Below are 25,299 nucleotides of genomic sequence, written 5' to 3'. Positions count from 1 at the left end.
GTGACGGATAATCCGAATAAAAAATCGCTGTGGGACAAAATCCATATCGATCCGGCCATGCTGCTGATTTTGCTGGCGCTGCTGGTTTATAGCGCGCTGGTTATCTGGAGCGCCAGCGGCCAGGACCTGGGTATGACGGAGCGCAAGATCGGCCAGATTACCATGGGCCTGGTGGTGATGGTGGTGATGGCGCAGATCCCGCCTCGTGTCTATGAAGGCTGGGCCCCCTATCTCTATATTTTTTGTATCATTCTGCTGGTCGCTGTCGATGCGTTTGGCGCCATTTCCAAGGGTGCACAGCGTTGGCTTGATCTGGGGATAGTGCGTTTTCAGCCCTCAGAGATTGCAAAAATTGCGGTGCCGCTGATGGTGGCGCGCTTTATCAACCGCGACGTCTGCCCCCCCTCACTGAAGAATACGGCTATCGCACTGGTGCTGATCTTCCTGCCTACCCTGCTGGTGGCGGCACAGCCTGACCTGGGAACCTCGATTCTTATCGCCCTTTCCGGTCTGTTTGTCCTGTTCCTTTCCGGCCTGAGCTGGCGTCTGATTGGCATCGCGGTGGTGCTGGTGGCAGCCTTTATTCCCATCCTGTGGTTCTTCCTGATGCACGACTATCAACGTCAACGCGTCATGATGCTGCTGGATCCAGAGAGCGATCCACTGGGGGCGGGCTATCATATTATACAGTCGAAGATTGCTATTGGTTCCGGTGGCCTGCGCGGAAAGGGTTGGCTCCATGGTACCCAGTCGCAGCTGGAGTTCTTACCTGAACGTCATACCGACTTTATCTTTGCGGTACTGGCAGAAGAGCTGGGGCTGGTTGGCATCTTAATCCTGCTGGCGCTTTATCTGCTGCTTATCATGCGTGGGCTGTGGATTGCGGCGCGGGCGCAAACCACCTTTGGTCGTGTAATGGCCGGTGGCTTGATGTTGATTTTATTCGTTTATGTTTTCGTAAATATTGGTATGGTGAGCGGTATTCTGCCGGTGGTTGGCGTACCGCTGCCGCTGGTAAGTTACGGAGGGTCGGCACTGATCGTGCTGATGGCCGGGTTTGGTATCGTCATGTCGATCCATACCCACAGAAAAATGTTGTCGAAGAGCGTATAAGGGGAGCGCAATGCGCAAGCAGTGGCCTGGGATCTGCATCGCAGTAAGTTTACTGGCAGCCTGTACAAGTGACGATGGTCAGCAGCAAGCGACCGTCGCACCCGCGCAGCCAGCGGTCTGTAATGGTCCGATTGTTGAGATTAGTGGTGCCGATCCACGCTTTGAACCACTGAGCGCTACCGCCAATCAGGATTACGAGCGTGACGGCAAAAGCTATAAAATTGTGCAGGATGCTTCGCGCTTCAGTCAGGCTGGCCTGGCTGCGATTTATGATGCCGAGCCCGGCAGTAACCTGACGGCTTCTGGCGAAGCGTTCGACCCTATGCAGCTTACTGCCGCCCATCCAACGCTGCCGATCCCGAGCTATGCCCGTATCACTAACCTGGCCAATGGCCGGATGATTGTGGTGCGCATTAACGATCGCGGCCCGTACGGTAATGATCGCGTTATTTCGCTCTCCCGCGCGGCGGCAGACCGACTGAACACCTCAAACAATACCAAAGTGCGCATCGATCCTATCATCGTGGCGCAGGACGGTTCGCTTTCAGGTCCGGGTATGGCCTGCACTACGGTCGCTAAACAGACCTACGCTCTGCCTGCTCGCCCCGATTTAAGCGGCGGAATGGGTAGCGTCTCCTCCCCGGCTGAGCCTGCGGTTCCCCAGGGTGATGTACGTGCTATCAGCAACGATACGCTGAAAAGTGAAGACAGCATGGGCGCGCCAGTCAGCAGCAGTGGCTTCCTCGGTGCGCCAACCACGCTGGCTTCTGGCGTGCTGGAAGGTAGCGAGCCGCCAGCACCGCAGCCGGTTGCAGCGCCGCAAAACACAGCACCGGTCACGGCGCCAGGCGCTACCCAGGGTGCCGTTGCCGCCTCCCCTGCTGCTGCGGGTAACTTTGTCGTACAGGTTGGTGCAGTCAGCGATCAGGCTCGCGCCCAGCAGTATCAGCAGGGGCTCAGCCAGAAGTTTGGTGTACCGGGTCGTCTGGAACAAAATGGCGCCGTCTGGCGTATCCAGTTAGGTCCGTTTGCCAGCAAAAGTGAAGCCGCAGCGCTGCAACAACGTTTACAAAATGAAGCGCAACTGCAGTCCTTTATCGCTGTTGCAAAATGATTAATCGGCGGTGTCCGAATTGTCAGTTTTTGTCAGAGTGGTTAACACTCTCACGCTGAAAGTCGGATGCCTGCCTGTATAGCTTTTGCTATAGTAAGGCACTTTTTTTAATTTCATCACGGACGTCGTTGTTCTGACCATGAAGACCACTTTCTCCGCTCGTTTTGTGCAGCGCATGGCGCTCACCACGGCACTTTGCGCAGCCACACTGTCTGCCGCTTACGCCGATGACCTTAACATCAAGACCATGATCCCTGGCGTTCCGCAGATTGACGCGGAATCTTATATCCTGATCGACTACAACTCCGGCAAAGTGCTGGCGGAACAGAACGCTGACGCGCGCCGTGATCCGGCCAGCCTGACCAAAATGATGACCAGCTATGTCATCGGCCAGGCGATGAAAGCGGGTAAATTTAAAGAGACGGATCTGGTCACCATCGGTAACGATGCCTGGGCGACGGGCAACCCGGTCTTTAAAGGCTCGTCTCTGATGTTCCTGAAACCAGGCATGCAGGTTCCGGTATCCCAGCTGATTCGTGGCATTAACCTGCAATCCGGTAATGACGCCTGCGTGGCGATGGCCGATTTTGCTGCCGGTAGCCAGGATGCCTTCGTCGGTCTGATGAACAGCTATGTGAACGCGCTGGGCCTGAAGAACAGCCATTTCCAGACGGTACACGGCCTGGATGCAGAGGGGCAGTACAGCTCCGCACGGGATATGGCGCTGATTGGTCAGGCGCTGATTCGTGATGTGCCGAACGAATACTCTATCTACAAAGAGAAAGAGTTCACCTTTAACGGCATCCGCCAGATGAACCGTAACGGCCTGCTGTGGGATAACAGCCTGAAGGTAGACGGCATCAAAACCGGCCATACCGATAAAGCCGGCTATAACCTGGTTGCTTCCGCCACCGAAGGTCAGATGCGCCTGATCTCTGCCGTAATGGGCGGTCGTACTTATAAAGGTCGCGAAACCGAGAGTAAAAAACTGCTGACCTGGGGCTTCCGTTTCTTCGAAACCGTGAACCCACTGAAAGCCGGTAAAGAGTTTGCTTCCGAGCCCGTCTGGTTTGGCAGCAACGATCGCGCCTCTTTAGGTGTGGATAAAGATCTTTATCTCACCATTCCCCGTGGCCGTATGAAAGACCTGAAAGCCAGCTATGTGCTGACTTCCAGCGAGCTGCATGCACCGTTGCAGAAAAATCAGGTTGTCGGCACCATCAATTTCCAGCTTGATGGCAAAACCATCGATCAGCGTCCGCTGGTGGTGCTGGAAGAAATTCCGGAAGGCAATTTCTTTGGCAAAATCATTGATTACATTAAATTGATGTTCCACCACTGGTTTGGTTGAAATCTGAACACTTGAAAGTGTGATTTCCGTCCCCATATACTATGTAACCTGATAACTCCCACCCGCGTGGGAGTTATTCTTTTTTTGATGCAATACCGGAGCTGACATGAAAACCAAACTTAACGAACTGCTTGAATTCCCTACCCCTTTTACTTACAAAGTAATGGGTCTGGCGAAACCTGAGTTGGTTGATCAGGTGGTGGAAGTGGTACAGCGCCATGCGCCGGGTGACTATTCTCCGTCGGTCAAACCGAGCAGCAAAGGTAACTACCACTCGGTTTCAATCACCATCACCGCGACGCACATTGAGCAAGTGGAAACCCTGTACGAAGAGCTCGGTAACATCGAAATCGTACGTATGGTGCTCTAATCCTCTCGGTTACCCGGTTTGCCGGGTAACCCGTTTTCCCCCTGTGATATACTCCCCGCTACACTTTTCCTCTCGTTTTCGGAGATGTTGTTTTGCATCAGGATAAAATTCTTGTCCGCCATCTGGGGCTACAGCCCTATGAACCAGTCTCCATTGCTATGCACGAATTCACTGATACCCGCGATGAAAACACCCCGGATGAAATCTGGTTGGTTGAACATCCGCCCGTCTTCACTCAGGGCCAGGCAGGTAAAGCCGAGCATCTGCTGATGCCGGGTGACATTCCAGTGATCCAGAGCGACCGCGGCGGTCAGGTCACCTACCACGGCCCGGGCCAGCAGGTGATGTATGTGTTACTCAACCTGAAGCGCAGAAAGCTGGGCGTGCGGGAGCTGGTCACACTGCTTGAGGAGACGGTGGTCAATACGCTGGCGGAATTCGATATTGAAGCCCATCCACGTGCCGATGCGCCGGGCGTCTACGTGGGCGAGATGAAAATTTGCTCACTGGGTTTACGCATCCGCAAAGGCTGTTCATTTCACGGGCTGGCCCTGAATATCGATATGGATCTTTCGCCTTTCCATCGAATCAATCCATGCGGTTACGCAGGGATGGAAATGACCCAAATGCGTCAGTTCAGCGATAATATAGCGATTGATAATGTTCGCCCTCGTTTAGTTAATGCTTTTTTAGCACTGCTAAACTATCCACCCCATGAATATATGGATGCTTAAAATTATTCCTTTTTGGCCCACTTATTTGGCGGGCCATCCTTATTTCCCCGCATTTTGACTTTACAATAAACACGAGTTTCTATATTTTCAAAAAGCCTGCAAAGCCCCTGCCAATAAGCGCTAAATAATAGCCTGTGCCGGCACGGCCATCCGAGTGGCAAGTCACTACCTGCGCAGCAGTCAAGCAACCGTTTGATTCCTAACAGCAAGTAACTACGGCAAAACTGTTCAATCAGAACAATAAGCATAATATTTAATTTCAACTATTATTTATATTGCGAACAAGAATGGAGCGAAAGCGTGGATTATAATAATCGTCCAGAAAAACGCCTTAGTGAGCCGAGCGGAGATGCGAAACCGCAAATTTTTCGGACTTTACGCAATATTGACCTCAACTTATTGACAATATTCGAGGCAGTATATGTCCACAAAGGAATCGTTAATGCTGCGAAAATTCTTAATCTCACGCCGTCAGCTATAAGCCAGTCTATCCAGAAGTTACGCGCCATATTTCCCGATCCGCTTTTCATTCGTAAAGGCCAGGGGGTTACGCCTACCGCGTATGCCACGCATCTGCACGAATATATTAGTCAGGGGCTTGAGTCGATCCTTGGGGCACTGGACCTGACTGGCAGCTATGACAAACAGCGTACTATTACCATCGGTACCACGCCTTCCATCGGCGCACTGTTGATGCCACAGATCTACCACGCCGTCAAAACTCACGCACCGCAACTGCTGCTGCGCAACATTCCGATTACCGATGCGGAAGCCCAGCTTGCCCAATTTCAGACCGACCTGATTATTGATGCTAATACGCTCAATGCACGCGCGCTCAGCCATACCGTGCTGTTTACCGACACCTTGTTATTGGTGTGTCGTAAGCATCACCCGGCGCTGAGCCAGCCAGCCACGATTGAAAATCTGCGCCATTACGAGCAAACGCTGCTAATTACCGAAGGGCAAAGTATGAACGGCCTGCGTCAGCGGGTGAATGAGATCTTCCCGGAGCGTCCGGTGAGCTTTAGTAGTTACAATATGTTTACGATTGCCGCCCTGATCGGTAGCAGCGATTTGATTGGTATCATGCCGACGCGCATGTTCAGTCTGCTTCGCAACTGCTGGCCGCTAGAGCAGATCCCTCTGGCGCAACTCAACGCAGAAACGGCTGAGATATCGCTGTATTACAACAAGCTGAGCCTGCGCGATCCGGTACTGGAAAACGTCATCAACGTGATCCGTCAGACGTTTTGAGTCATCACACTACCCCTGACGCCTGTCGCGGGTAGGTCAAATCGCACAATCCAACAACTATTTTACAAATTGGCGACCGCTCAGGCTGCTTTATCGTCCGTATCAATGATATACTGCCTGTCGTTCGTTCAAATATAGTTGATAATTGCAACATTCCCTTGAATAGAAACGCTTTCCCTCGAATTTCGCAACTGGAACACGCACGCTATGAGTAAACCCATTGTGATGGAACGCGGTGTTAAATACCGCGATGCCGATAAAATGGCCCTTATCCCGGTTAAAAACGTGGCTACGGAGCGCGAAGCGCTGTTAAGAAAACCGGAATGGATGAAAATCAAACTTCCGGCCGACTCGTCGCGTATCCAGGGAATCAAAGCGGCGATGCGTAAAAACGGCCTTCACTCCGTTTGTGAAGAGGCCTCTTGTCCTAACCTGGCCGAGTGTTTCAACCACGGTACAGCGACCTTCATGATCCTGGGTGCCATCTGTACCCGTCGTTGCCCGTTCTGTGACGTTGCCCATGGCCGCCCTGTCGCGCCGGATGCGAATGAGCCGCAGAAACTGGGGCAGACAATTGCCGACATGGCGCTGCGCTATGTGGTTATCACCTCCGTTGACCGCGACGATCTGCGTGACGGCGGTGCACAGCACTTTGCCGACTGCATTACCGCGATTCGCGAGAAAAGTCCGAACATCAAAATTGAAACGCTGGTGCCTGACTTCCGTGGCCGTATGGACCGCGCTCTGGAGATCCTGAACGCGACGCCGCCAGACGTGTTTAACCACAACCTGGAAAACGTGCCACGCCTGTATCGTCAGGTACGTCCTGGTGCAGACTACAACTGGTCTCTGAAGCTGCTGGAGCGCTTTAAAGAGGCGCATCCAGATATCCCAACGAAATCGGGTCTGATGGTGGGTCTGGGCGAAACTAACGAAGAGATCATTGAAGTGATGCGCGACCTGCGTCGTCACGGCGTGACCATGCTGACACTGGGCCAGTATCTCCAGCCAAGCCGTCACCACCTGCCGGTTCAGCGCTACGTCAGCCCGGAAGAGTTTGATGAAATGAAAGCTGAAGCCATGGCAATGGGCTTTACCCATGCAGCCTGTGGTCCGTTTGTCCGCTCTTCTTACCACGCCGATATGCAGGCGAAAGGGGAAGAGGTGAAATAAGCGGATCACACCCGCTTACATTTCCCCCATAAAAAAACCGGCCTGAGCCGGTTTTTTTGTTTACTGCGAGCCTATTACTCTTTGTGAGAGAGCTTCTCAGCGGTGATGTCTGCATCGGCGGTTTTCTTTGCCGTTACATCATCGTCGTTCATCGCTTTTTTGAAGCCTTTAATGGCTGCACCCAGATCTCCGCCCAGCGTGCGTAACTTTTTAGTACCAAACAGCAGGACCACCAGTGCGGCAACCACCAGCAGTTTGGTAATACTAATCTCACCCATAGATACCTTCTTGACTTGAAACAGGCTGCGTAATGCGCCCTTAAAACCCGAGTTTATTAACGGTCATTTGGCGCGCTGACACAATAGCAATCTGTAACAAGGTGAATCAAGCCTTGTTGAAAAAAACGTCATAATAATTGCGGTGGCGCAAAACGGCGGTTACGTAACACCGGTAATTGTTGCCGGGCATAGGCGATACGTTGTGGGTTGATTTCAGCGATTAACAGCGCAGGTGCCTCCGCCGCAGCGGCAACGGTCACGCCCAACGGATCGATGACACGGCTTTGCCCGATATTTTTGTTCCCACACTCGCCTGCCGCCACGACATAACAGGTCGTATCCAGCGCCCGGGCCGCCAGCAACGTCGACCAGTGATGCTCCTTCAGGGGGCCCCGGACCCAGGCCGCAGGGAGTACCAGTACCTGTGCGCCCGCCAGCGCCAGATTGATCGCCATCTCCGGGAAACGAAGATCGTAACAGGTCATCAACCCAAGCTGGATCCCCTCGATCTCGATAAGCGGCGGCACGATCGTTCCGGCATCCACCAGCCTCGACTCCTGAATACTGAACGCATCGTAGAGATGCAGTTTGGCGTACTGCTCAACGATTTTGCCGCTCCGCAATGCAACCAGCGTATTCACCGCCCTGCCCGCAGTGGAAGGCACATGCAGCGTCAAGACGGTTGTCATAGTATTGCGTGCGCTCTCAGCCAGTAGCAATGTGAGAAAACCGCCGTCGAGCGGCTGAGCCGATTTCACAGACAGATCCGGGTCGTTATCATTACGCGCTAGCAGCGCTTCGGGTAACACCAGCAGCGAGGCCCCCTGCTCCGCGGCCTGCTCCATCAGCGATACACAAGTTTCTGCATTTTTTTGCCATTCCGGCGTTACTGCAAACTGCCCTACCGCGACATACATATTTTCCCCCTGCCATAAACGGCGTTACACTCATAACCTCTACACATCAAATAGCAGGTATTGTTCGTGTTTCAACTACTTTTAGCCGTATTTATTGGCGGCGGAACGGGCAGCGTTGCGCGTTGGTTGTTAAGCATGCGCTTCAACCCACTGCATCAGATCATTCCCCTGGGCACGCTGGCCGCCAACCTGATCGGTGCGTTTATCATTGGTATGGGTCTGGCCTGGTTCAACCGCATGACGCACATTGACCCTGTCTGGAAGCTTCTGATCACCACCGGCTTTTGTGGTGGCCTGACAACGTTTTCAACGTTTTCGGCGGAAGTCATCTTTTTGCTGCAGGAAGGCCGTGTTTCGTGGGCATTATTGAATATCGCGTTAAACCTGCTGGGGTCGCTGATGATGACCGCGATCGCATTCTGGCTTTTTTCTGGCGCAAACGCGCAATAGAAACCGCGCGTTAATGTTGTCTTAATTTTTCTCTGGCACCCTGAGCCCAACTAGTGAGAAGGGGTGCCGGGATGAAAGAGAGCATGATGTGCGCGGGGATGGTGATGCTGAGTTTGCTTATCGTCGCCAGCTTTCTGAATTTATATCTGTTTAGCTAAGCTGAAACGAAAAAAACCCGCTCAGTGAGCGGGTTTTGAAATTCTTGCTGTCTCGTCTGGATTACAGAGCGATTACGTTAGCAGCAGAAGGGCCTTTGGCACCGTTAGTGATTTCAAACTCAACGCGCTGACCTTCAGCCAGAGTTTTGAAACCATTGCTCTGGATTGCAGAGAAGTGTACGAACACGTCTTTGCTGCCATCTTCCGGAGTAATGAAACCGAATCCTTTGGACTCATTAAACCACTTAACGTTACCTTTAATCTTAGACATCAAAATTACCTTTACATGAAAAAAAGACACTAATGCTGTGTCGGGTATCAGTACATCAATTGTGAGACGTTTTGTCCAGCGGAGATTTTATAAAAAGTGACAAAAGTCGCGTTAATCTTTGCCACTTCCTTTTTATCCTTTGCGATTCAATGACTGACTGTTTTTTCACCAAAATGTAAAGTTATCTCAGTTAAAACTGGAAGCGCATCCAGGCAAAATAGACGTTACCGTTATTATACGTTCCGGGTATATAGGTCATCTGGAAAGTTGCCGGACCGTAACCCACGGAAGCCAGGGGTAGCAATACAGGTACGGGGATGTACTTCCAGTTATCACGTGCGGTGACGCCAGCGGTATAGCCCAATCCGACGTGGAAATTGTCATCTGCCAGCGGTCGCCAGGTCTTTTCCCAGCCATAACCCCCGATCGGCTCCCATTTGTTATAGGAGTCTTTAAACGCCATCAGATAGATACCGTTCCAGTTACCTTTCTCATCCCAGCGTGACTGACCAAAGCCAGCACCCCATGGGCGCTCGTTATAGCGGTCGGTCTTATCTTTATCATAGGCAAAACGGGCATGCCAGGTGATGGCCGGTACGTAGAGGTCATAATGTTCGGGTTCATTCCATGTTTGCGCAACGTTATCCTTAAACGTTGAAAACCACCCTTTGTCGCTTCCATTTTCAGCGGATAACGCGGCGGAAGAGAGTGTAAGCTGACCAAAAATAAACAAAAAAACCAGGGCAAATTTATTAATTACTGTCACGATTCTATTACCATGCTATGTATTCAACGCTTATCTTCGCATAGCTTAATTGAATGAACCCTTAACAACATTAGCGCTACTCTTAATTATTAATCGCTACTAATAAGATTTCTCCTGGATAACCCTGTCCATTAAGCTAATAATCCTCTACATACAGCTAAAAAAGACTCAAAAGGTGGCAAGGCACGCTGTACGCCACTCCCACGCTGAGTCTGCTAATGACTGGCTAAAAAAATAATATGCTATCTGCATAATTATTAACTCAGCGATAATAATTATTTACCCCACTTACCAGCCGGTAAAAATATATTTCTACAATGAATAAAAGCGAGTGGAAAATAACACCTCCAACCGAACCTCGCGAATAAATATAACACCTTGCTCCGCAAAGAAATTTTTAGCTTACGATGTTTGCGCAGCACCTTGACGGCGGTGCGTAACCGACGTGAAGGTGGAGGCGTAGGCCTTACACGGACGGCTTTCGTTACCAGGCCTGCTAAATATCGCTGATCTCCCCTTTAGTAGTAGATTTATTGATTTTGGTCAGCAATATTGGGCCATTATTTCGGCACATTTTTACACCTTATGATTCTTACTACTTTTATCCATACGCTCTGGGCGTCGGGGACAGGGGAAAACATGCTTACCGTTATTGAGCTTCTTATCGGCGTGGCCGTCATTGTTGGCGTCGCGCGCTATATCATCAAAGGCTACTCAGCCACCGGCGTGTTGTTCGTGGGGGGCCTGGGCCTGCTGATCGTCAGCGCGCTGATGGGCCATCAGGTTTTACCTGCCAGTGCGGAAAGCACCGGTTACACCGCGACTGATATTGTTGAGTACATCAAAATCCTGCTGATGAGTCGCGGCGGCGACCTCGGCATGATGATCATGATGTTATGCGGTTTTGCCGCTTACATGACGCACATCGGTGCCAACGACATGGTCGTGAAGCTGGCCTCGAAACCGCTTCAATACATCAACTCTCCTTATATGTTGATGATTGCCGCCTATTTCGTGGCTTGCCTGATGTCGCTGGCAGTTTCATCGGCCACCGGTTTGGGCGTGCTACTGATGGCAACGCTGTTCCCGGTCATGGTAAACGTGGGGATCAGTCGTGGCGCCGCCGCGGCGATTTGCGCCTCCCCCGCAGCCATTATTCTCTCCCCTACTTCCGGAGATGTGGTGCTCGCAGCGAAAGCCGCAGAAATGCCGCTGATTGATTTTGCCTTTAAAACGACCCTGCCCATCTCCATTGCGGCCATTATTGGTATGGCTATCGCGCACTTCTTCTGGCAGCGCTATCTCGATAAAAAAGAGAACATCTCTCACGAAATGATGGATGTGAACGAGATCACCACCACGGCACCGTCGTTTTATGCCATCCTGCCGTTTACACCCATTGTGGGCGTCCTGATTTTCGACGGCAAATGGGGCCCACAGCTGCATATCATCACCATCCTGGTTATCTGTATGCTGGTGGCCGCCGTGCTGGAATTCGTACGGGGTTTTAATATCCAGAAAGTCTTTAGCGGTCTCGACGTTGCGTGGCGCGGTATGGCCGATGCCTTTGCCAACGTGGTGATGCTGCTGGTCGCAGCCGGGGTCTTCGCCCAGGGGCTGAGCACCATAGGCTTTATTCAGAGCCTGATCTCTATCGCCACCTCGTTTGGCTCGGCAAGCATTATCCTGATGCTGGTGCTGGTGGTACTGACCATGCTGGCCGCGATGACCACTGGCTCCGGCAATGCTCCGTTTTATGCGTTTGTCGAAATGATTCCAAAACTGGCGCACTCATCGGGGATTAACCCAGCCTATCTCTCGATCCCGATGTTGCAGGCCTCCAATCTTGGCCGTACCATCTCTCCCGTCTCTGGTGTGGTGGTTGCCGTTGCCGGCATGGCAAAAATTTCGCCTTTCGAAGTGGTAAAACGCACCTCAGTTCCGGTACTGGTGGGGCTAGTGATTGTGATTGTCGCCACCGAGATTCTGGTGCCCGGCACCGCAGCAGGTTAACCTGCCGCTCAGCAAAAAGCGCCGTCTGGCGCTTTTTGTGTTTTAATTACGGCAAGTAATTATTTGCTTTCAACTATCAGGAATTGACATGTTCAGGAAGGATTTCGTTTACCGTCTCAGCGCCGCCGCCGTGGCGATGTTTGCCTGCACCGCACAAGCTACGCCACTGAAGGCAACCCAGTACGGGGATTTTGACCGCTACGTGCTGGCATTGTCGTGGCAGTCGGGATTCTGTCAGAGCCTGCACGACAGAAAGAGCGCCGAGCCGGACGAGTGTCGCCTGCAAAAAGAGAGCCCGGACAAAACTGCGGTCCTGACGATCCATGGCCTGTGGCCGGGTCTGCCGAAGTCGGTTGCTGCGCGTGGTGTGGATGAACGCCGCTGGATGCGCTTCGGCTGCGCGACTCGCCCCATTCCTAACATGCCGGAAGCCAAAGCGGGGATGAAATGCGCCGCGGCAGAAACGGGCTTATCACTGACTGGGGCCGCAAAGCTGAGCGAGTCCATGCCGGGCGCAGGAGGGAACTCCTGCCTTGAACGGTATGAATATGCGAAGCACGGCGTCTGTTTTGGATTCGATCCTGACGCCTATTTTGGCACGATGGTGCGGATGAATCAGGAGGTCAAAAGCAGCCCTCTGGGACAGTTCCTCGCCGCCAATTATGGCAAAACCATCAGCCGCAGCGCTTTTGATGCGGCCGTGGCCCAAAGCTTTGGCAAGCCAGCGGTAAAAGCCGTAAAGCTGACCTGTAACGGCAACCCTGCCTATCTCACCGAAATGCAAATCTCGCTGCAGGCCAGCCAGATTAACGCGCCGCTTGCGGCCTCCTCCTTTGCCCCACAGCCGCATCCGGGCAACTGTGGGAAAAAGTTTGTTCTCGATAAAGTAGGATATTAAGCGCTTACTTACGCGCGTCCGGGCGCACCAGGTCAAAACGCTGGTCTTCGCTTATTGCAAAGTAAGCACTCGGTCCACCGGCGCGGAGCACAGGCTCCGCCCGTGCCGTCTGATAAATACCGTCCTGCAGTAGCACTTCATCGATATGAATCCCCACCACCTCCCCCAGTACCAGCCAGGTGTCAATGGCTTCGCCATTCGCGGCGGTGAGTTGAATACATTGTGACAAGCGACATTCGAAGTTCACCGGGCTTTCAGCCACTCGTGGTACCTGTACAACCCGGCTTTCAGCCTTGGTTAGCCCGGCACGAATAAACTCATCCTCACCGTGCGGCAGGCTGGCGGATGTTTCGTTCATCGCGCTGGCCAGCGTGCGGGTCGTAAGATTCCAGACAAACTCGCCGGTCTCAACGATGTTACGCACGCTGTCCTTCCAGCCACTGCTGGCAAAGCCAATAATGGGCGGATGGTAGTTAAAGCAGTTAAAGAAGCTGTAGGGTGCCAGGTTGTGTTGCCCTGACGCATTACGAGAGGCGATCCAGCCAATCGGACGCGGGCCAATGATGGCATTCAGCGGGTCATGCGGCAGGCCGTGTCCCTGTGAAGGTTGGTAAAAGTACATAGCGCTCTCTGAACAGTATGGAGACTGGCAGGGCGTAAATTGCGCTTCGCTCATTCCCCTGCCCCCAGGAGAATCAGCGTAACGCAATCTGTTAGATTTTACGACGTTATCACCCGGGCAGGCCGTCTTCTGTCTGCCTGAGTCGCCCCATCCGGGCGCTTAAAAACTATAATGCAAAACGGCGAAGGATCACGCGCCGGGGCCTAAAATCATACAAACGACTCAGGGAGACGGGTTATGAACAATCACCTCTGTGAATGTGCGCTTGATCACTTCAAACATGGCGCCAGAGTCAGTATTATCATCAGACGATAAACCCTCGCTGCCAGACGGCGAGGGTTTTCTTTTGGGATCTTTTCTGCGGTTGTCGCAGCATTAACGACATGGAGTAAATTATGTCACGACCAACAATCATCATTAATGAACTCGATGCTGAACGTATCGACCGCCTGTTAGAGCAGCCGGCGTTTGCTTCTCTGCCCGTTGCTGATGCCCTCAATGCCGAGCTGGATCGCGCCCAGATGTGCACGCCGCAAAATATGCCGCATGATGTGGTGACGATGAACAGCAAGGTAAAGTTTCGCGATTTGACCACCGGTGAAGTGCGTGTCCGCACCCTGGTCTATCCCGCGCAGATGACCGACAGCGCGACCCAGCTTTCGGTGCTGGCTCCGGTTGGCGCAGCGCTGATTGGTTTACGCGCCGGAGATACCATCAACTGGGCGTTACCTGGTGGCACATCGACGCATCTGGAGGTGCTGGAACTGCTCTGGCAACCTGAAGCGGCCGGTGAATACCTACGTTAACCTTTCTGAATAAGCGTCCCGACGCTTTGCACAGAGGATGCCCGCGCATCCTCTTTCCGCAAAATCATACTTTCGTGCTATTGAGCGTAAATTCCCGTTAATCCAGGCTTAATTTGTTTCAGTGCCGCGGGGACGGTCATGAACGAAGGGCTTGTTATCTCACTCTTTTTCCTGGTGTTAATGGCAGTCATTATTATGGCTGTGCTTTATCTTGAACGGCACTGGTAACCTATCACCGTAAATTCCCCGCTCCCGGTTAACTCTTTTTTCCGCCTCTTTTCTGCCTGAAAGATTTATTCAGACGATATTAAAAGTGCCACCCGCCTGGCAGAAACGAACATTCTCTTGTGATTGAATGGATAGTGCGTTAATTAACAGGGAGAAAGTCGCATGTATCAGACAATTATTATGCCGGTGGATGTTTTTGAAATGGAACTGAGTGATAAAGCGATTCGCCACGCCGAATTCCTGGCACAACAGGATGGCATCATTCATTTACTGCATGTCCTGCCCGGATCATCCAGCTTCGGCCTGCATCGTTTCGCCGCGGACATTCGCCGCTTCGAAGAGCACATTGAGCACGAAGCACAAACGCGCCTGAAAACCATGGTCAGTCATTTCAGCATTGACCCGTCCAGGATCAGAACGCACGTCTGTTTTGGTAATGTGCGCGATGTGGTTAATGAAGTCGCCAGCGAACTCAATGCCGATGTGGTGGTGATTGGCTCGCGCAACCCCTCAATTTCCACCCACCTGCTGGGTTCGAACGCGTCAAGCGTCATCCGCCACGCCTTTATTCCGGTGTTGGTCGTCAGGTAAAAAAAGAGGCTACCCTGGGGGTAGCCTCTTCACTTTGCAGGTGTAGTCTTACTTTTTTTTATGCCGTCCTGGTGCGAATCAGATAATCAAAGGAACTCAGTGACGCCTTCGCCCCTTCGCCGGTAGCGATGATGATCTGTTTGTACGGTACGGTGGTGCAGTCGCCCGCTGCGAACACGCCCTTCACGCTGGTTTCGCATTTCGCGTCAATGATGATTTCGCCCATGCGATTACGCTCAATGGCGCCTTCCAGCCAGTTAGTGTTTGGCAACAGCCCAATCTGCACGAAGATCCCCGACAGCTGTACGCCGTGCACATCACCGCTCACGCGGTCGCGGTATTCCAGACCTGTCACTTTGCTACCGTCGCCCTTCACTTCCGTCGTCTGCGCATTCAGAACGATATCGACGTTTTTCAGGCTACGCACTTTATCCTGCAGGACCTGGTCCGCTTTCATTTCAGGGGCAAACTCCAGCAGCGTAACGTGTTCAACGATACCCGCCAGGTCGATAGCCGCTTCCACGCCGGAGTTACCGCCGCCGATCACCGCCACGCGTTTACCTTTAAACAGCGGGCCGTCGCAGTGTGGGCAATAGGTCACGCCTTTGGTGCGATAGTGATCTTCACCCGGCACGTTCATGTTGCGCCATTTGGCACCGGTTGCAATGATGATGCTGCGTGCTTTAAGCACCGCGCCGGAGGCGGTTTCAATCTGGTGTAACCCGCCTTCAACCGCTGCCGGAACCAGTTTGCTGGCGCTCTGGCTGTCAATCACATCCACTTCGTAATCGCTAACGTGCGCCTTCAGGGCACCGGCCAGCTTCTGGCCTTCGGTTTTCGGCACAGAGATATAGTTTTCAATATCTACGGTGTCGAGCACCTGGCCGCCAAAACGCTCGCCCATCAGACCGGTACGAATACCTTTACGTGCCGAGTAGACCGCCGCTGCCGCACCTGCCGGGCCAGAGCCCACGATCAGTACGTCGTAAGCATCGCGTTTGTTCAGCTCGTCTGCTGCGCGTTTTTCCGCGCCGGTATCCACTTTCGCCACGATTTCAGCCAGCGTCATACGGCCCTGACCAAACTCTTTACCGTTCATAAAGACCGCGGGAACGCCCATTACGTTACGTTCGGTGATCTCATTCTGATACACGCCGCCGTCGATAGCCGTGTGTTTGATACGCGGATTCAGCACCGACATCAGGTTCAGCGCCTGCACAACGTCAGGGCAGTTATGGCAAGAGAGCGAGTAATAGGTTTCGAACTCGAAATCACCGTCGATATCGCGGATCTGCTCCAGCAGCGCCTGCGCCTCTTTGGACGGATGCCCACCGGTCCACAGCAACGCCAGTACCAGGGAGGTAAATTCGTGGCCCAGCGGAGAACCGGCGAAGCGCGGTCCCTGCACCGAGCCAGGGTTAGTAATCAGGAAAGAGGGCTTACGCACAGGCAGCGCGTTATCTTCCTTAAAGGTCACTTTCGGTGACAGTTCGGCAATCTCTGCCAGCAGTTCCTTGATCTCTGCCGATTTAGCGCTGTCATCCAGCGTGGCAATCAGCTCAACAGGTTTGGTCAGTTTTTCAAGGTAAGCCTTGAGCTGGGTTTTCATATTTGTGTCGAGCATTGTTCTTCCCTCTCTTAAAACGTCATCATGCAAGCCGCCTTATTTGGGCCGCCTGAATGCAACTTGCATCATGGTGCTGAAATTAATGGGCGCGGGCGCGCCCATTGATGAACGGGTAGTAAAACTTAGATTTTACCAACCAGATCTAAAGATGGAGCCAGGGTCGCTTCGCCTTCTTTCCATTTCGCCGGGCATACTTCGCCTGGGTGAGAAGCAACGTACTGAGCCGCTTTCACTTTACGCAGCAGGTCAGACGCATCACGGCCGATACCTTCAGCGGTAACTTCGATTGCCTGGATGATGCCCTGCGGGTCAACAACGAAGGTTGCACGATCTGCCAGGCCTTCGTCTTCACGCATGTTGTCGAAGTTACGGGTCAGGGCGCCAGTCGGGTCACCGATCATCGCGTATTTGATTTTCGCGATGGTTTCAGAGCTACCGTGCCATGCTTTGTGGGTGAAGTGGGTGTCAGTAGAGACAGAGTAAACATCCACGCCCAGTTTCTGCAGCTCTTCATAGTGGTCTGCAACGTCGCCCAGTTCGGTCGGGCAAACGAAAGTAAAGTCAGCCGGGTAGAAGAAGAAGACGCTCCAGCGACCTTCGGTATCTTTCTCGGTTACTTCAATGAACTCACCGTTTTTGAACGCCTGGTTTTTGAAAGGTTTAATTTTAGTGTTAATCAAAGACATCTGTACTTCCTCCGTGTTTTCGTTGAGGTGTAAGGTAACCAACTTTGCTCATCGGGGCTAATGGGTAGGCGTTATCAAATCAATCAGCCATACCTAACAACCCACCTGAAACCGGTTATCAACCCTTAAACGTAAAAAGGCCGCCTTTACGGGCGGCCCTGATACCTGAAATACCCGTGGGTAACTTCAGTGCCAGCCGAAGCTGGCGATGTGTTGCGCTCTACATTACCTTTAGCAAGGTCGTAACAGCGCTATGGATTACACCATCCTGTATGATAAAGGACAATTACCCGGCACCGCACTTGTGCCTATGGTTGCGATAGGTTTTGTCGAATCAGATGCCTGGCCTCTGATATATAAGGATTTTTATGTTGAAACGTACCCTTTTACTCTCTCTCATTCCCGCTCTGGTGCAGGCAGAGGAGTTACCCGCCCCTGTTAAAGCTATTGAAAAACAGGGTATCACCATTATCAAACCCTTCGAGGCACCCGGCGGCGTAAAAGGCTGGCTGGGCAAATATCAGGATATGGGGGTCACCATCTACCTGACCCCAGACGGCAAGCATGCTATCTCCGGGTACATGTACGATGATAAAGGGACCAACCTTAGCGAAAAGGTGATTCAGAAAGAGATCTATGCGCCCGCCGGCCGCGAGCTGTGGCAGCGCATGGAGAAAGCACAATGGCTCCTGGAGGGGGATAAAGCGGCACCGCGCGTTATCTATGTCTTCGCCGATCCGTTCTGCCCTTACTGCAAACAGTTCTGGCAGCAAGCACAGCCCTGGGTGAAGGCAGGAAAAGTACAACTTCGTACGTTGCTGGTAGGCGTCATCAAACCCGAGAGCAAAGCCACTGCTGCGGCCATTCTGGCGGCGAAAGATCCGGCCAAAGTCTGGCATGAGTATGAAAGCTCAGGCGGCAAATTGTCGTTAGATGTCCCCTCTTCCCCCTCTGCTGAACATCTTAAAACGCTGAAGGATCATGAGGCCATTATGGATGCCCTCGGGGCAAACGCCACCCCCGCCATTTATTACATGAACAGCGACAACGAATTACAACAAGTGACCGGGCTGCCCGAAAAAGAACAATTGGATATGATGATGGGTAAACAATAATGTTACCCGGTGGCGGCCATTTCTCTCCGCCACCACCCCTTTCGTGGATAATTTAATAAAAATCTTCGTCTCGAATAAATCCACAGGCATGATATATTTAGTTCACGTTCAAACGTAATTAAGCTAGTCATTGAAATGGATTGTAAATGGCTAAATTAAATCTATAGCTATCATTTATACGAAAAGCGCTATCGGCACAGCTACATCAGGAAGAAACATGGCTAACCTTTATGATCTGAAGAAATTTGACCTTAACCTGCTGGTGATATTTGAGTGCATTTATCAGCATCTGAGTATAAGCAAAGCGGCAGAAACGCTTTTTATTACCCCTTCGGCGGTCAGTCAGTCATTACAGCGGTTGCGCAATCAGCTCAACGATCCGCTTTTTATTCGCTCGGGTAAAGGTATTACGCCCACGACGGTTGGCACCAATTTGCATATCCATCTGGAACAGAATCTAAACCAGCTGGAGCAGACCATTAATATCATGCACAACAGTAAGTTGAAGAAAAACTTCATCATCTACTGTCCGCAAATAATTACCACTAAAGTGATTATGGAGCCGCTAAAGCTGCTGATAGGCGAACATAATTATGAAATTGAACTGCATGACATGATGGTGACGCGTGAGTCGGCTGAAGATTTACTGGCCTACCGAAAAGCCGACCTGATCTTCTCCTTCACGCCGTTACAAAACCGGTCGATTACCTGTACCGATTTCAGAGAGATACCCTTCGTTCTGTTCTGCCGAAAAGACCATCCGCGTATTGGGGAGGCCCCGGATCGCGAAAGCTTGCTGCAGGAGAAATTCACCGCCTTTTTAAGTGAGGAGCCAGGGGTTAAAAACTTCCAGTCAACCATTGCGGAAGCGCTCCCGGATCGCAATGTCGCTTTTCGTAGCGACTCCTACATGACAATACTCTCTATGGTTAGCACTTCGGATATGATTGGCATCGCCCCGGAAATTGTTTTCCAGCGATATGCCGATTTTCTTGAATTGAAAGCGATCAATTCGGATGTTGAGCTGCCGCGAATGAAAATACATATGATGTATAACCGTTCCGCATTGAACAGCAACAGCTTCTCCCATTTTATTGCGCAAATTAGTCCATAAAAATAATCGATTCTGATCGAGTATTACACCGGGATCAGAATCGCATTATTTTATCTACGTTTCACAACGTATTTAATCGTTCTGCGGCGGCCAGAAGCGTTGACTCCTGCTTGGCAAAACAGAGTCGAATAAGCTTATGTGGGAAAGGTCCGGCACAAAATACTGAGAGCGGAATGGCGGCCACGCCCACCTCTTTCGTCAGCCACTGACAGAAACTCACGTCATCAAGATCGGAGATGGCGCTATAGTCAGCGAGCAAGAAATAGGTACCCTCGCAGGGCAATAGCTTCAGACGGCTATTGCCGAGGGCGTTAACAAAGCAGTCCCGACGGGTCCGGTAAAACGCCGGTAACTCACGATAATGACCCGGTTCGGCGCGCAGCATATCCGCCAGCGCCAACTGAGCCGGGGTATTAACCGAAAAGGTCAGGTACTGATGCACCTTGCGCAACTCGGCGGTGATGGCCGTCGGCGCCACACAGTAACCTACTTTCCAGCCAGTCATATGATAGGTTTTGCCAAAGGACGATACCGCAATGGCGCGCTGGCGCAGCTGCGGATGGCACAGCACGCTGGCATGCCCCTCTTCGGCGAAGCAGATATGCTCATAGACTTCATCGCTCAGCACGTAGATTTCACGGTCGGCAATCGCCTGCCACAGGGCGGCGAAATCGGCCTTGCGCCATACCGTCGCTGACGGGTTATGCGGCGTATTCAGGATCACTAAACGTGTTTTGTCACTCAACAGGGCAGCAAAGGCCTGCCAGTCCGGGCGAAAGTGTGGCGGCTGCAGCGCAATGCGTTTCACGACCCCACCAGCCAGTTCAATCGCGGGCGCGTAGCTGTCGTAGCTCGGGTCAAAGCAGATCACCTCATCACCGGCGCGTACCAGCGCAGTAATGGCCGCATATAACGCTTCGGTCGCGCCGGCGGTAACCGTCACTTCTGTATTCGCATCTGGTGTGTAGCCGTAGAGCTCGGCCGTTTTATCGGCAATGGCTTCGCGCAGAGGCTGAACGCCGGTCATCGGCGCATATTGATTTGCACCGGCGGCAACGTGATGCGCCAGCCTAGCCTGCAAATAGCCCGGGCCATCGAAATCCGGAAACCCCTGCGAAAGATTAATGGCGTTGTGCTGCTGAGCCAGAGCGCTCATTTGCGTGAAGATGGTGGTGCCAAGATTGGGTAGTTTGCTCTCTGGAATCAATGGGTTATCGTTCATTGTGTTATGCCTGCTTGTAATACTTATGTTGCTGCCACTATAACACGATGTTAGTCTTTAGCAATCAAGACGCTTAGACGTCTATATAAGATAACGCTTCCTGACTGACAGACAGAGGTAGAACGGACATGACAGAAAACCTGCAACTTACTCAACTGGTCGACGCCTGCCGCTGGATTGGCGCCAAAGGCTGGGCGCCTGCCACGGGTGGCAATATGTCTGTCCGTCAGGACGCGCAGTTTTGCTGGCTTAGCGAATCGGGCAAAGATAAAGGCAGCCTGACCGAACAAGACTTTCTGCAAGTAGAGATCGCGACGAACCGTGCCCCTTCCGGGCGTAAGCCGTCGGCGGAAACAGGTCTGCATACCTTAATCTACCGTCTGTTTCCTGATGCCAACGCCGTGCTACATGTCCATACGGTGAATGCCACCGTGCTGTCACGTCTCGTCAAAACGGCAGAGCTGAAGATCAGCGGTTTTGAAATGCAGAAATCCCTGACCGGCCAGACCACGCATCTGGATACGCTGGCCATCGCCGTATTCGATAACGATCAGGATATTGATGCCCTCGCCTCGCGAATCGCCCACTACGCACAAGAGCGCCCCCTTAATTATGGTTTTCTTCTGCGCGGCCATGGCTTAACCTGCTGGGGACGCGACGTGGCTGAGGCCCGTCGTCACCTGGAAGGTCTTGAATTCTTATTTGAATGTGAAATGCGTTTACGCCAACTGGAGAGAGTATGATTCGCGCGATTGTGACGGATATTGAAGGGACGACCACTGATATTCGTTTTGTCCATAATGTGTTATTCCCCTACGCGCGTGAGCGGTTGGCAGCGTTTGTCGCAGCCCAGCAATACGCCGAGCCGGTGAAATCCATTCTGGATAATCTACGCGATGAAATCGGCGCACCGCAGGCCAGCGCCAGCGCGCTAACGGACGCGCTGTTGCAGTTTATGGATGAAGACCGCAAATCCACCGCGTTAAAAGCGTTGCAAGGGATCATCTGGCACGACGGCTACGTTAACGGTGATTTTACCGGCCACCTCTACCCCGACGTGCTGCCGTCGCTGGAGAAATGGAAAGCTCAGGGCATTGATCTCTATGTCTATTCCTCAGGCTCTGTTGCTGCGCAAAAACTGTTATTTGGCTACAGCGATGAGGGCGATATTACGCATCTCTTCAGCGGCTATTTTGATACCCATGTGGGCGCTAAGCGCGACGTTCAGTCTTATCAGAACATCGCGGCGCAGATTAGCGTTGCACCGTCGCAAATCCTTTTCCTGTCCGATATACATCAGGAGCTGGACGCCGCTGAGCAGGCCGGTTTTCGCACCCTGCAACTGATTCGCGGCGATGACGACGGCGCGAGCCATCACCATCAGGTGCACCAGTTTGACGACATTAACCCGGAGCAGATCCCTTCATGAGCGCATTAACGATTTATTCTGATAAAGACGCCAGCCAGCCGCAGTGGCACAGCACCGATGCCGCCGAAATTGCCGAACAGCTCAACGCCAAAGGTGTGCGGTTTGAACGCTGGGCGGCGGATCGTGATTTAGGCCAGGATCCGGCACCGGAGGCGGTGATCAACGCCTACCAGCATGCGATCGATAAACTGGTGGCAGAGAAAGGCTACCAGAGCTGGGATGTGATCAGCCTGCGCGCCGACAACCCGCAAAAAGAGGCGCTGCGTGCGAAGTTCCTCAACGAACACACCCATGGCGAAGACGAAGTGCGTTTCTTCGTCGAGGGCGCAGGGCTGTTCTGCCTGCACATCGGGGATCAGGTGTATCAGGTGTTGTGTGAGAAAAACGATCTGATCTCGGTGCCTGCCGGCACGCCGCACTGGTTTGATATGGGTTCGGAGCCGAACTTTACCGCCATTCGTATTTTCGATAATCCCGAAGGCTGGATCGCACAGTTTACGGGCGATGCGATTGCTGACGGCTATCCACGCCTCGCATGATATCTCCCCCTCTCCCTTCCGGGGAGAGGGGGTCTAAAAGCACTACCGCTTCAGTTCCTTCGAAGACTCAGGAAAATTTCCCTTCTGCTACCTGCAGCGGCGTAACCACGCCCGTATCCAGCACCCAACCGCTAATCAAGGCTGCTGGCGTCACGTCAAACGCCGGGTTGTAAACCTGCGCATCCGCGGGGGCCCACTGGACTTCGCCAAAGCTCCCCGCCACGCCCGTGACTTCGCTGGCGGCGCGCTGTTCAATCGGGATCGCGTCGCCGTTTGGGCAGTGCGGATCCAGCGTCGTTTGCGGCGCGGCAACGTAAAATGGAATCCCATGAAACTTCGCCAGTACCGCCAGAGAGTAAGTGCCGATTTTATTCGCCACGTCGCCATTGGCGGCAATGCGGTCAGCCCCCACCCAGACGGCATCCACCTGCCCTTTCGCCATCAGACTGGCGGCCATTGAATCGGTGATCAGTTGGTAAGGCACCCCTAATTCACCCAGTTCCCACGCCGTCAGTCTGCCGCCCTGCAATAATGGACGGGTCTCATCCACCCAGACGTTACGTACATTGCCCTGCTGATGCGCCAGCGCAATCACGCCCAGCGCCGTGCCTACGCCCGCCGTTGCCAGCCCGCCGGTATTACAGTGGGTCAACAGACGGCTACCCGGCTTCACAAGTTGACTGCCTGCGCGGGCAATGGCATCGCACAGCTGTTTATCTTCGTCGATCAGGCGTAACGCCTCGGTCACCAGCGCTGGCACAAAATTCTCCTGCTGCAACGCCTGCTTCATGCGATCCAGATTATTCATCAGGTTCACCGCCGTCGGCCGCGAGGCGCGCAGCGTCTCAAGCGCCTGCGCCAGCTCGTCGCGGTTTTTACCCGCTTCTGCCAGCAGGGCCAACAGCAGGCTGGCTGACAGACCAATCAGCGGCGCGCCGCGTACACGTAAGGCATGAATATGGCCGACCAGCGCCTCTACGCTGGAGGCATCCAGCCAGCGTTTCTCCTGCGGAAGCGCCTGTTGATCGAGAATAAATAACTGATTTTCCACCACCCGCAGGCTGGTCGTCTGTAATGTCTGCATGTCGTTAATTCTCTGTTGCGTTGTTGTATAACATTGTGTCAGGATAAAATTCAGATGTATAGACGTCTAAATGTCTTAATTACCAGAATCAGTGAGGAACAGGCAATGTCGCAATACCGTACCTTTACCGCTCAGGACGCCGTGGCGTACGCACAACAGTTTGGCGGCCTCGATAACCCGTCATCGCTGGTGGAGGCGAAAGAGGTGGGCGACGGCAATCTCAATCTGGTCTTTAAAATTTTTGATACCGAGGGCGTCAGTCGCATCATCGTGAAACAGGCGCTTCCATACGTACGCTGCGTGGGCGAATCCTGGCCATTAACCCTGGATCGCGCGCGTCTTGAGGCAGAAACCCTGGTTGCCCACTATCAACATAGCCCGCAGCACACGGTAAAGATTCACCATTACGATCCGCAACTGGCGGTGATGGTCATGGAAGATCTCTCCAGCCACCGTATCTGGCGCGGTGAATTGATAAAAAATGTGGACTACCCGCAAGCCGCCCGCCAGCTTGGGGAGTACCTGGCGCATACCCTGTTCCATACCAGCGATTTCTACCTCCACCCGCACGCTAAAAAAGCGCAGGTGGCGAAATTCATCAACCCGGAAATGTGCGAGATCACTGAAGATCTGTTCTTTAACGATCCGTATCAGGTGCACGAGCGCAACAACTATCCGGCTGAGCTGGAAAATGATGTTGCCGCCCTGCGTAATGATGGACAGCTAAAAACTGCCGTAGCCTCCCTGAAACACCGCTTCTTCTCGCAGGCCGAAGCGCTGCTGCATGGGGATATTCACAGCGGCTCGATTTTTGTCGCCGAAGAGAGCCTGAAGGCAATCGATGCCGAGTTTGGCTACTTTGGTCCAATCGGTTTTGACGTGGGCACCGCCATCGGCAACCTGCTGCTGAACTTCTGCGGCCTGCCGGGGCATCTGGGCATTCGCGATGCCGCCGCCGCCCGCGAACAGCGTCTGAGGGATATTCAGACACTGTGGAATACCTTCTCAGAGCGTTTCCAGGCGCTGGCAAGCGAAAAAACCCGCGATGCCGCCCTGCGTGAACCCGGCTATGCGTCGGAATTTCTCAAAAAGGTCTGGAAGGATGCCATTGGCTTCTGCGGCACCGAACTGATTCGCCGTAGCGTCGGCCTGTCGCACGTGGCGGATATCGACACCATTCAGGATGAGGCGATGCGCCATGAATGCCTGCGCCATGCCATTCAATTAGGTAAAGCGCTGATTGTCATTGCCGATCGCATCGACAGCGCAGAAGAACTGGTGGCGCGGGTGCGCCAGTACAGCTGACTCCTCCCTCTCCCTGTAGAAGAGAGGCCGGTATTTTCTCCCTCTCCCTGTGGGAGAGGGCCGGGGTGAGG

At 52.9% G+C, this 25,299-nt stretch carries 28 protein-coding genes; 19 read left to right on the top strand and 9 right to left on the bottom strand.

Translation table 11 applies throughout. From position 1 onward, the window contains the following. The 7 genes from mrdB (at position 1) to lipA (ending at position 7,109) form a co-directional block, all read left to right on the top strand. The gene (gene mrdB / locus WFN75_RS01950) at positions 1-1,113 is read left to right on the top strand and encodes a peptidoglycan glycosyltransferase MrdB (RefSeq protein WP_032617027.1); all 1,113 of its coding nucleotides are present in this window, start codon (positions 1-3) and stop codon (positions 1,111-1,113) included. A gap of 10 nt (positions 1,114-1,123) precedes the next feature. Further along, positions 1,124-2,227: an endolytic peptidoglycan transglycosylase RlpA gene (rlpA, locus tag WFN75_RS01945; RefSeq protein ID WP_336995548.1), complete on the top strand. Its 1,104-nt coding sequence runs from the start codon at positions 1,124-1,126 to the stop codon at positions 2,225-2,227. 139 nt (positions 2,228-2,366) lie between these two features. After that, positions 2,367-3,578: a D-alanyl-D-alanine carboxypeptidase DacA gene (gene dacA / locus WFN75_RS01940; RefSeq protein WP_336995547.1), complete on the top strand. Its 1,212-nt coding sequence runs from the start codon at positions 2,367-2,369 to the stop codon at positions 3,576-3,578. Between the two features lie 106 nt (positions 3,579-3,684). After that, a complete protein-coding gene (gene ybeD, locus WFN75_RS01935; protein ID WP_003858718.1) occupies positions 3,685-3,948 on the top strand; it encodes a DUF493 family protein YbeD in 264 nt (87 codons plus the stop codon). 92 nt (positions 3,949-4,040) lie between these two features. Beyond that, on the top strand, positions 4,041-4,682 hold the full coding sequence (gene lipB / locus WFN75_RS01930; RefSeq protein ID WP_325946521.1) for a lipoyl(octanoyl) transferase LipB: 642 nt from the start codon (positions 4,041-4,043) through the stop codon (positions 4,680-4,682). A 300-nt stretch (positions 4,683-4,982) separates the two neighbouring features. After that, on the top strand, positions 4,983-5,936 hold the full coding sequence (locus tag WFN75_RS01925; protein WP_040076586.1) for a YbeF family transcriptional regulator: 954 nt from the start codon (positions 4,983-4,985) through the stop codon (positions 5,934-5,936). 207 nt (positions 5,937-6,143) lie between these two features. Beyond that, positions 6,144-7,109, top strand: coding sequence for a lipoyl synthase (lipA, locus tag WFN75_RS01920; RefSeq protein ID WP_046884300.1), 966 nt, complete (start codon positions 6,144-6,146; stop codon positions 7,107-7,109). Between the two features lie 74 nt (positions 7,110-7,183). Here lipA and tatE read toward each other — a convergent pair whose 3' ends face one another. Together tatE and WFN75_RS01910 are read right to left on the bottom strand one after the other, a co-directional pair. Beyond that, complete coding sequence (gene tatE, locus WFN75_RS01915) at positions 7,184-7,387, bottom strand: twin-arginine translocase subunit TatE (RefSeq protein WP_040076588.1); 204 nt, start codon at positions 7,385-7,387, stop codon at positions 7,184-7,186. A gap of 128 nt (positions 7,388-7,515) precedes the next feature. Beyond that, positions 7,516-8,304: a deaminated glutathione amidase gene (locus WFN75_RS01910; protein WP_288821161.1), complete on the bottom strand. Its 789-nt coding sequence runs from the start codon at positions 8,302-8,304 to the stop codon at positions 7,516-7,518. Positions 8,305-8,370: 66 nt separating this feature from the next. Between WFN75_RS01910 and crcB the strand changes: the two genes are divergently transcribed. Next, positions 8,371-8,754 carry a fluoride efflux transporter CrcB gene (crcB, locus tag WFN75_RS01905; RefSeq protein ID WP_336995546.1) on the top strand — a complete coding sequence of 128 codons (384 nt, stop codon included), beginning with the start codon at positions 8,371-8,373 and terminating at the stop codon, positions 8,752-8,754. A 219-nt stretch (positions 8,755-8,973) separates the two neighbouring features. Here the strand turns inward: crcB and cspE are convergent, their stop codons facing one another. Next, positions 8,974-9,183, bottom strand: coding sequence for a transcription antiterminator/RNA stability regulator CspE (gene cspE, locus WFN75_RS01900; RefSeq protein ID WP_002439184.1), 210 nt, complete (start codon positions 9,181-9,183; stop codon positions 8,974-8,976). A gap of 190 nt (positions 9,184-9,373) precedes the next feature. Then, the gene (gene pagP / locus WFN75_RS01895) at positions 9,374-9,949 is read right to left on the bottom strand and encodes a lipid IV(A) palmitoyltransferase PagP (protein WP_212476873.1); all 576 of its coding nucleotides are present in this window, start codon (positions 9,947-9,949) and stop codon (positions 9,374-9,376) included. A 639-nt stretch (positions 9,950-10,588) separates the two neighbouring features. Here pagP and dcuC point away from each other — a divergent pair. Together dcuC and rna are read left to right on the top strand one after the other, a co-directional pair. Then, a complete protein-coding gene (gene dcuC / locus WFN75_RS01890; RefSeq protein ID WP_336995545.1) occupies positions 10,589-11,962 on the top strand; it encodes an anaerobic C4-dicarboxylate transporter DcuC in 1,374 nt (457 codons plus the stop codon). Positions 11,963-12,050: 88 nt separating this feature from the next. Continuing rightward, positions 12,051-12,860, top strand: a complete 810-nt coding sequence (rna, locus tag WFN75_RS01885; RefSeq protein WP_336995544.1) for a ribonuclease I — start codon at positions 12,051-12,053, stop codon at positions 12,858-12,860. 4 nt (positions 12,861-12,864) lie between these two features. Here the strand turns inward: rna and WFN75_RS01880 are convergent, their stop codons facing one another. Then, the gene (locus WFN75_RS01880; protein WP_336995543.1) at positions 12,865-13,482 is read right to left on the bottom strand and encodes a flavin reductase family protein; all 618 of its coding nucleotides are present in this window, start codon (positions 13,480-13,482) and stop codon (positions 12,865-12,867) included. Between the two features lie 395 nt (positions 13,483-13,877). On the opposite strand from WFN75_RS01880, the gene rnk reads away from it, so the two are divergent. The 3 genes from rnk to uspG all read left to right on the top strand — a co-directional run bounded on the left by rnk (position 13,878) and on the right by uspG (position 15,107). Beyond that, complete coding sequence (gene rnk / locus WFN75_RS01875; protein WP_207293208.1) at positions 13,878-14,288, top strand: nucleoside diphosphate kinase regulator; 411 nt, start codon at positions 13,878-13,880, stop codon at positions 14,286-14,288. Positions 14,289-14,426: 138 nt separating this feature from the next. Next, complete coding sequence (gene yldA, locus WFN75_RS22610; RefSeq protein WP_353960801.1) at positions 14,427-14,516, top strand: small membrane protein YldA; 90 nt, start codon at positions 14,427-14,429, stop codon at positions 14,514-14,516. Positions 14,517-14,678: 162 nt separating this feature from the next. Further along, positions 14,679-15,107, top strand: coding sequence for a universal stress protein UspG (gene uspG / locus WFN75_RS01870; RefSeq protein WP_046884306.1), 429 nt, complete (start codon positions 14,679-14,681; stop codon positions 15,105-15,107). A gap of 58 nt (positions 15,108-15,165) precedes the next feature. Here the strand turns inward: uspG and ahpF are convergent, their stop codons facing one another. Next, positions 15,166-16,731: an alkyl hydroperoxide reductase subunit F gene (gene ahpF, locus WFN75_RS01865; protein WP_046884307.1), complete on the bottom strand. Its 1,566-nt coding sequence runs from the start codon at positions 16,729-16,731 to the stop codon at positions 15,166-15,168. Positions 16,732-16,856: 125 nt separating this feature from the next. After that, the gene (ahpC, locus tag WFN75_RS01860) at positions 16,857-17,420 is read right to left on the bottom strand and encodes an alkyl hydroperoxide reductase subunit C (protein WP_006818993.1); all 564 of its coding nucleotides are present in this window, start codon (positions 17,418-17,420) and stop codon (positions 16,857-16,859) included. A gap of 368 nt (positions 17,421-17,788) precedes the next feature. On the opposite strand from ahpC, the gene dsbG reads away from it, so the two are divergent. Further along, on the top strand, positions 17,789-18,535 hold the full coding sequence (gene dsbG, locus WFN75_RS01855) for a thiol:disulfide interchange protein DsbG (RefSeq protein ID WP_046884308.1): 747 nt from the start codon (positions 17,789-17,791) through the stop codon (positions 18,533-18,535). A gap of 217 nt (positions 18,536-18,752) precedes the next feature. After that, positions 18,753-19,649: a DNA-binding transcriptional repressor CitR gene (citR, locus tag WFN75_RS01850; protein ID WP_336995542.1), complete on the top strand. Its 897-nt coding sequence runs from the start codon at positions 18,753-18,755 to the stop codon at positions 19,647-19,649. Positions 19,650-19,710: 61 nt separating this feature from the next. Here citR and WFN75_RS01845 read toward each other — a convergent pair whose 3' ends face one another. Then, a complete protein-coding gene (locus tag WFN75_RS01845) occupies positions 19,711-20,871 on the bottom strand; it encodes a pyridoxal phosphate-dependent aminotransferase (RefSeq protein ID WP_336995541.1) in 1,161 nt (386 codons plus the stop codon). 128 nt (positions 20,872-20,999) lie between these two features. Between WFN75_RS01845 and WFN75_RS01840 the strand changes: the two genes are divergently transcribed. Genes WFN75_RS01840 through WFN75_RS01830 form a run of 3 tightly spaced genes read left to right on the top strand, consistent with a single transcriptional unit; the run spans position 21,000 to position 22,839 of the window. Continuing rightward, positions 21,000-21,614 carry a methylthioribulose 1-phosphate dehydratase gene (locus tag WFN75_RS01840; RefSeq protein ID WP_046884311.1) on the top strand — a complete coding sequence of 205 codons (615 nt, stop codon included), beginning with the start codon at positions 21,000-21,002 and terminating at the stop codon, positions 21,612-21,614. Beyond that, positions 21,611-22,300, top strand: a complete 690-nt coding sequence (gene mtnC, locus WFN75_RS01835; RefSeq protein ID WP_336995540.1) for an acireductone synthase — start codon at positions 21,611-21,613, stop codon at positions 22,298-22,300. The genes WFN75_RS01840 and mtnC overlap by 4 nt, the downstream gene beginning before the upstream one ends. Further along, the gene (locus WFN75_RS01830; protein WP_286809710.1) at positions 22,297-22,839 is read left to right on the top strand and encodes a 1,2-dihydroxy-3-keto-5-methylthiopentene dioxygenase; all 543 of its coding nucleotides are present in this window, start codon (positions 22,297-22,299) and stop codon (positions 22,837-22,839) included. The genes mtnC and WFN75_RS01830 overlap by 4 nt, the downstream gene beginning before the upstream one ends. Before the next feature lie 67 nt (positions 22,840-22,906). On the opposite strand, the gene mtnA is transcribed toward WFN75_RS01830, so the two are convergent. Next, positions 22,907-23,923 (bottom strand): S-methyl-5-thioribose-1-phosphate isomerase, encoded by a 1,017-nt coding sequence (gene mtnA, locus WFN75_RS01825; RefSeq protein WP_336995539.1) that lies wholly within the window; start codon positions 23,921-23,923, stop codon positions 22,907-22,909. Positions 23,924-24,028: 105 nt separating this feature from the next. Here mtnA and mtnK point away from each other — a divergent pair, with 105 nt between their 5' ends. Beyond that, a complete protein-coding gene (mtnK, locus tag WFN75_RS01820) occupies positions 24,029-25,228 on the top strand; it encodes an S-methyl-5-thioribose kinase (RefSeq protein WP_336995538.1) in 1,200 nt (399 codons plus the stop codon). Positions 25,229-25,299 lie beyond the last annotated feature (71 nt).

The sequence above is a fragment of the Leclercia sp. UBA7405 genome (assembly GCF_037152215.1).
Classification (GTDB): domain Bacteria; phylum Pseudomonadota; class Gammaproteobacteria; order Enterobacterales; family Enterobacteriaceae; genus Enterobacter; species Enterobacter pneumoniae.
This window is presented reverse-complemented; position numbering and strand designations above follow the sequence as displayed.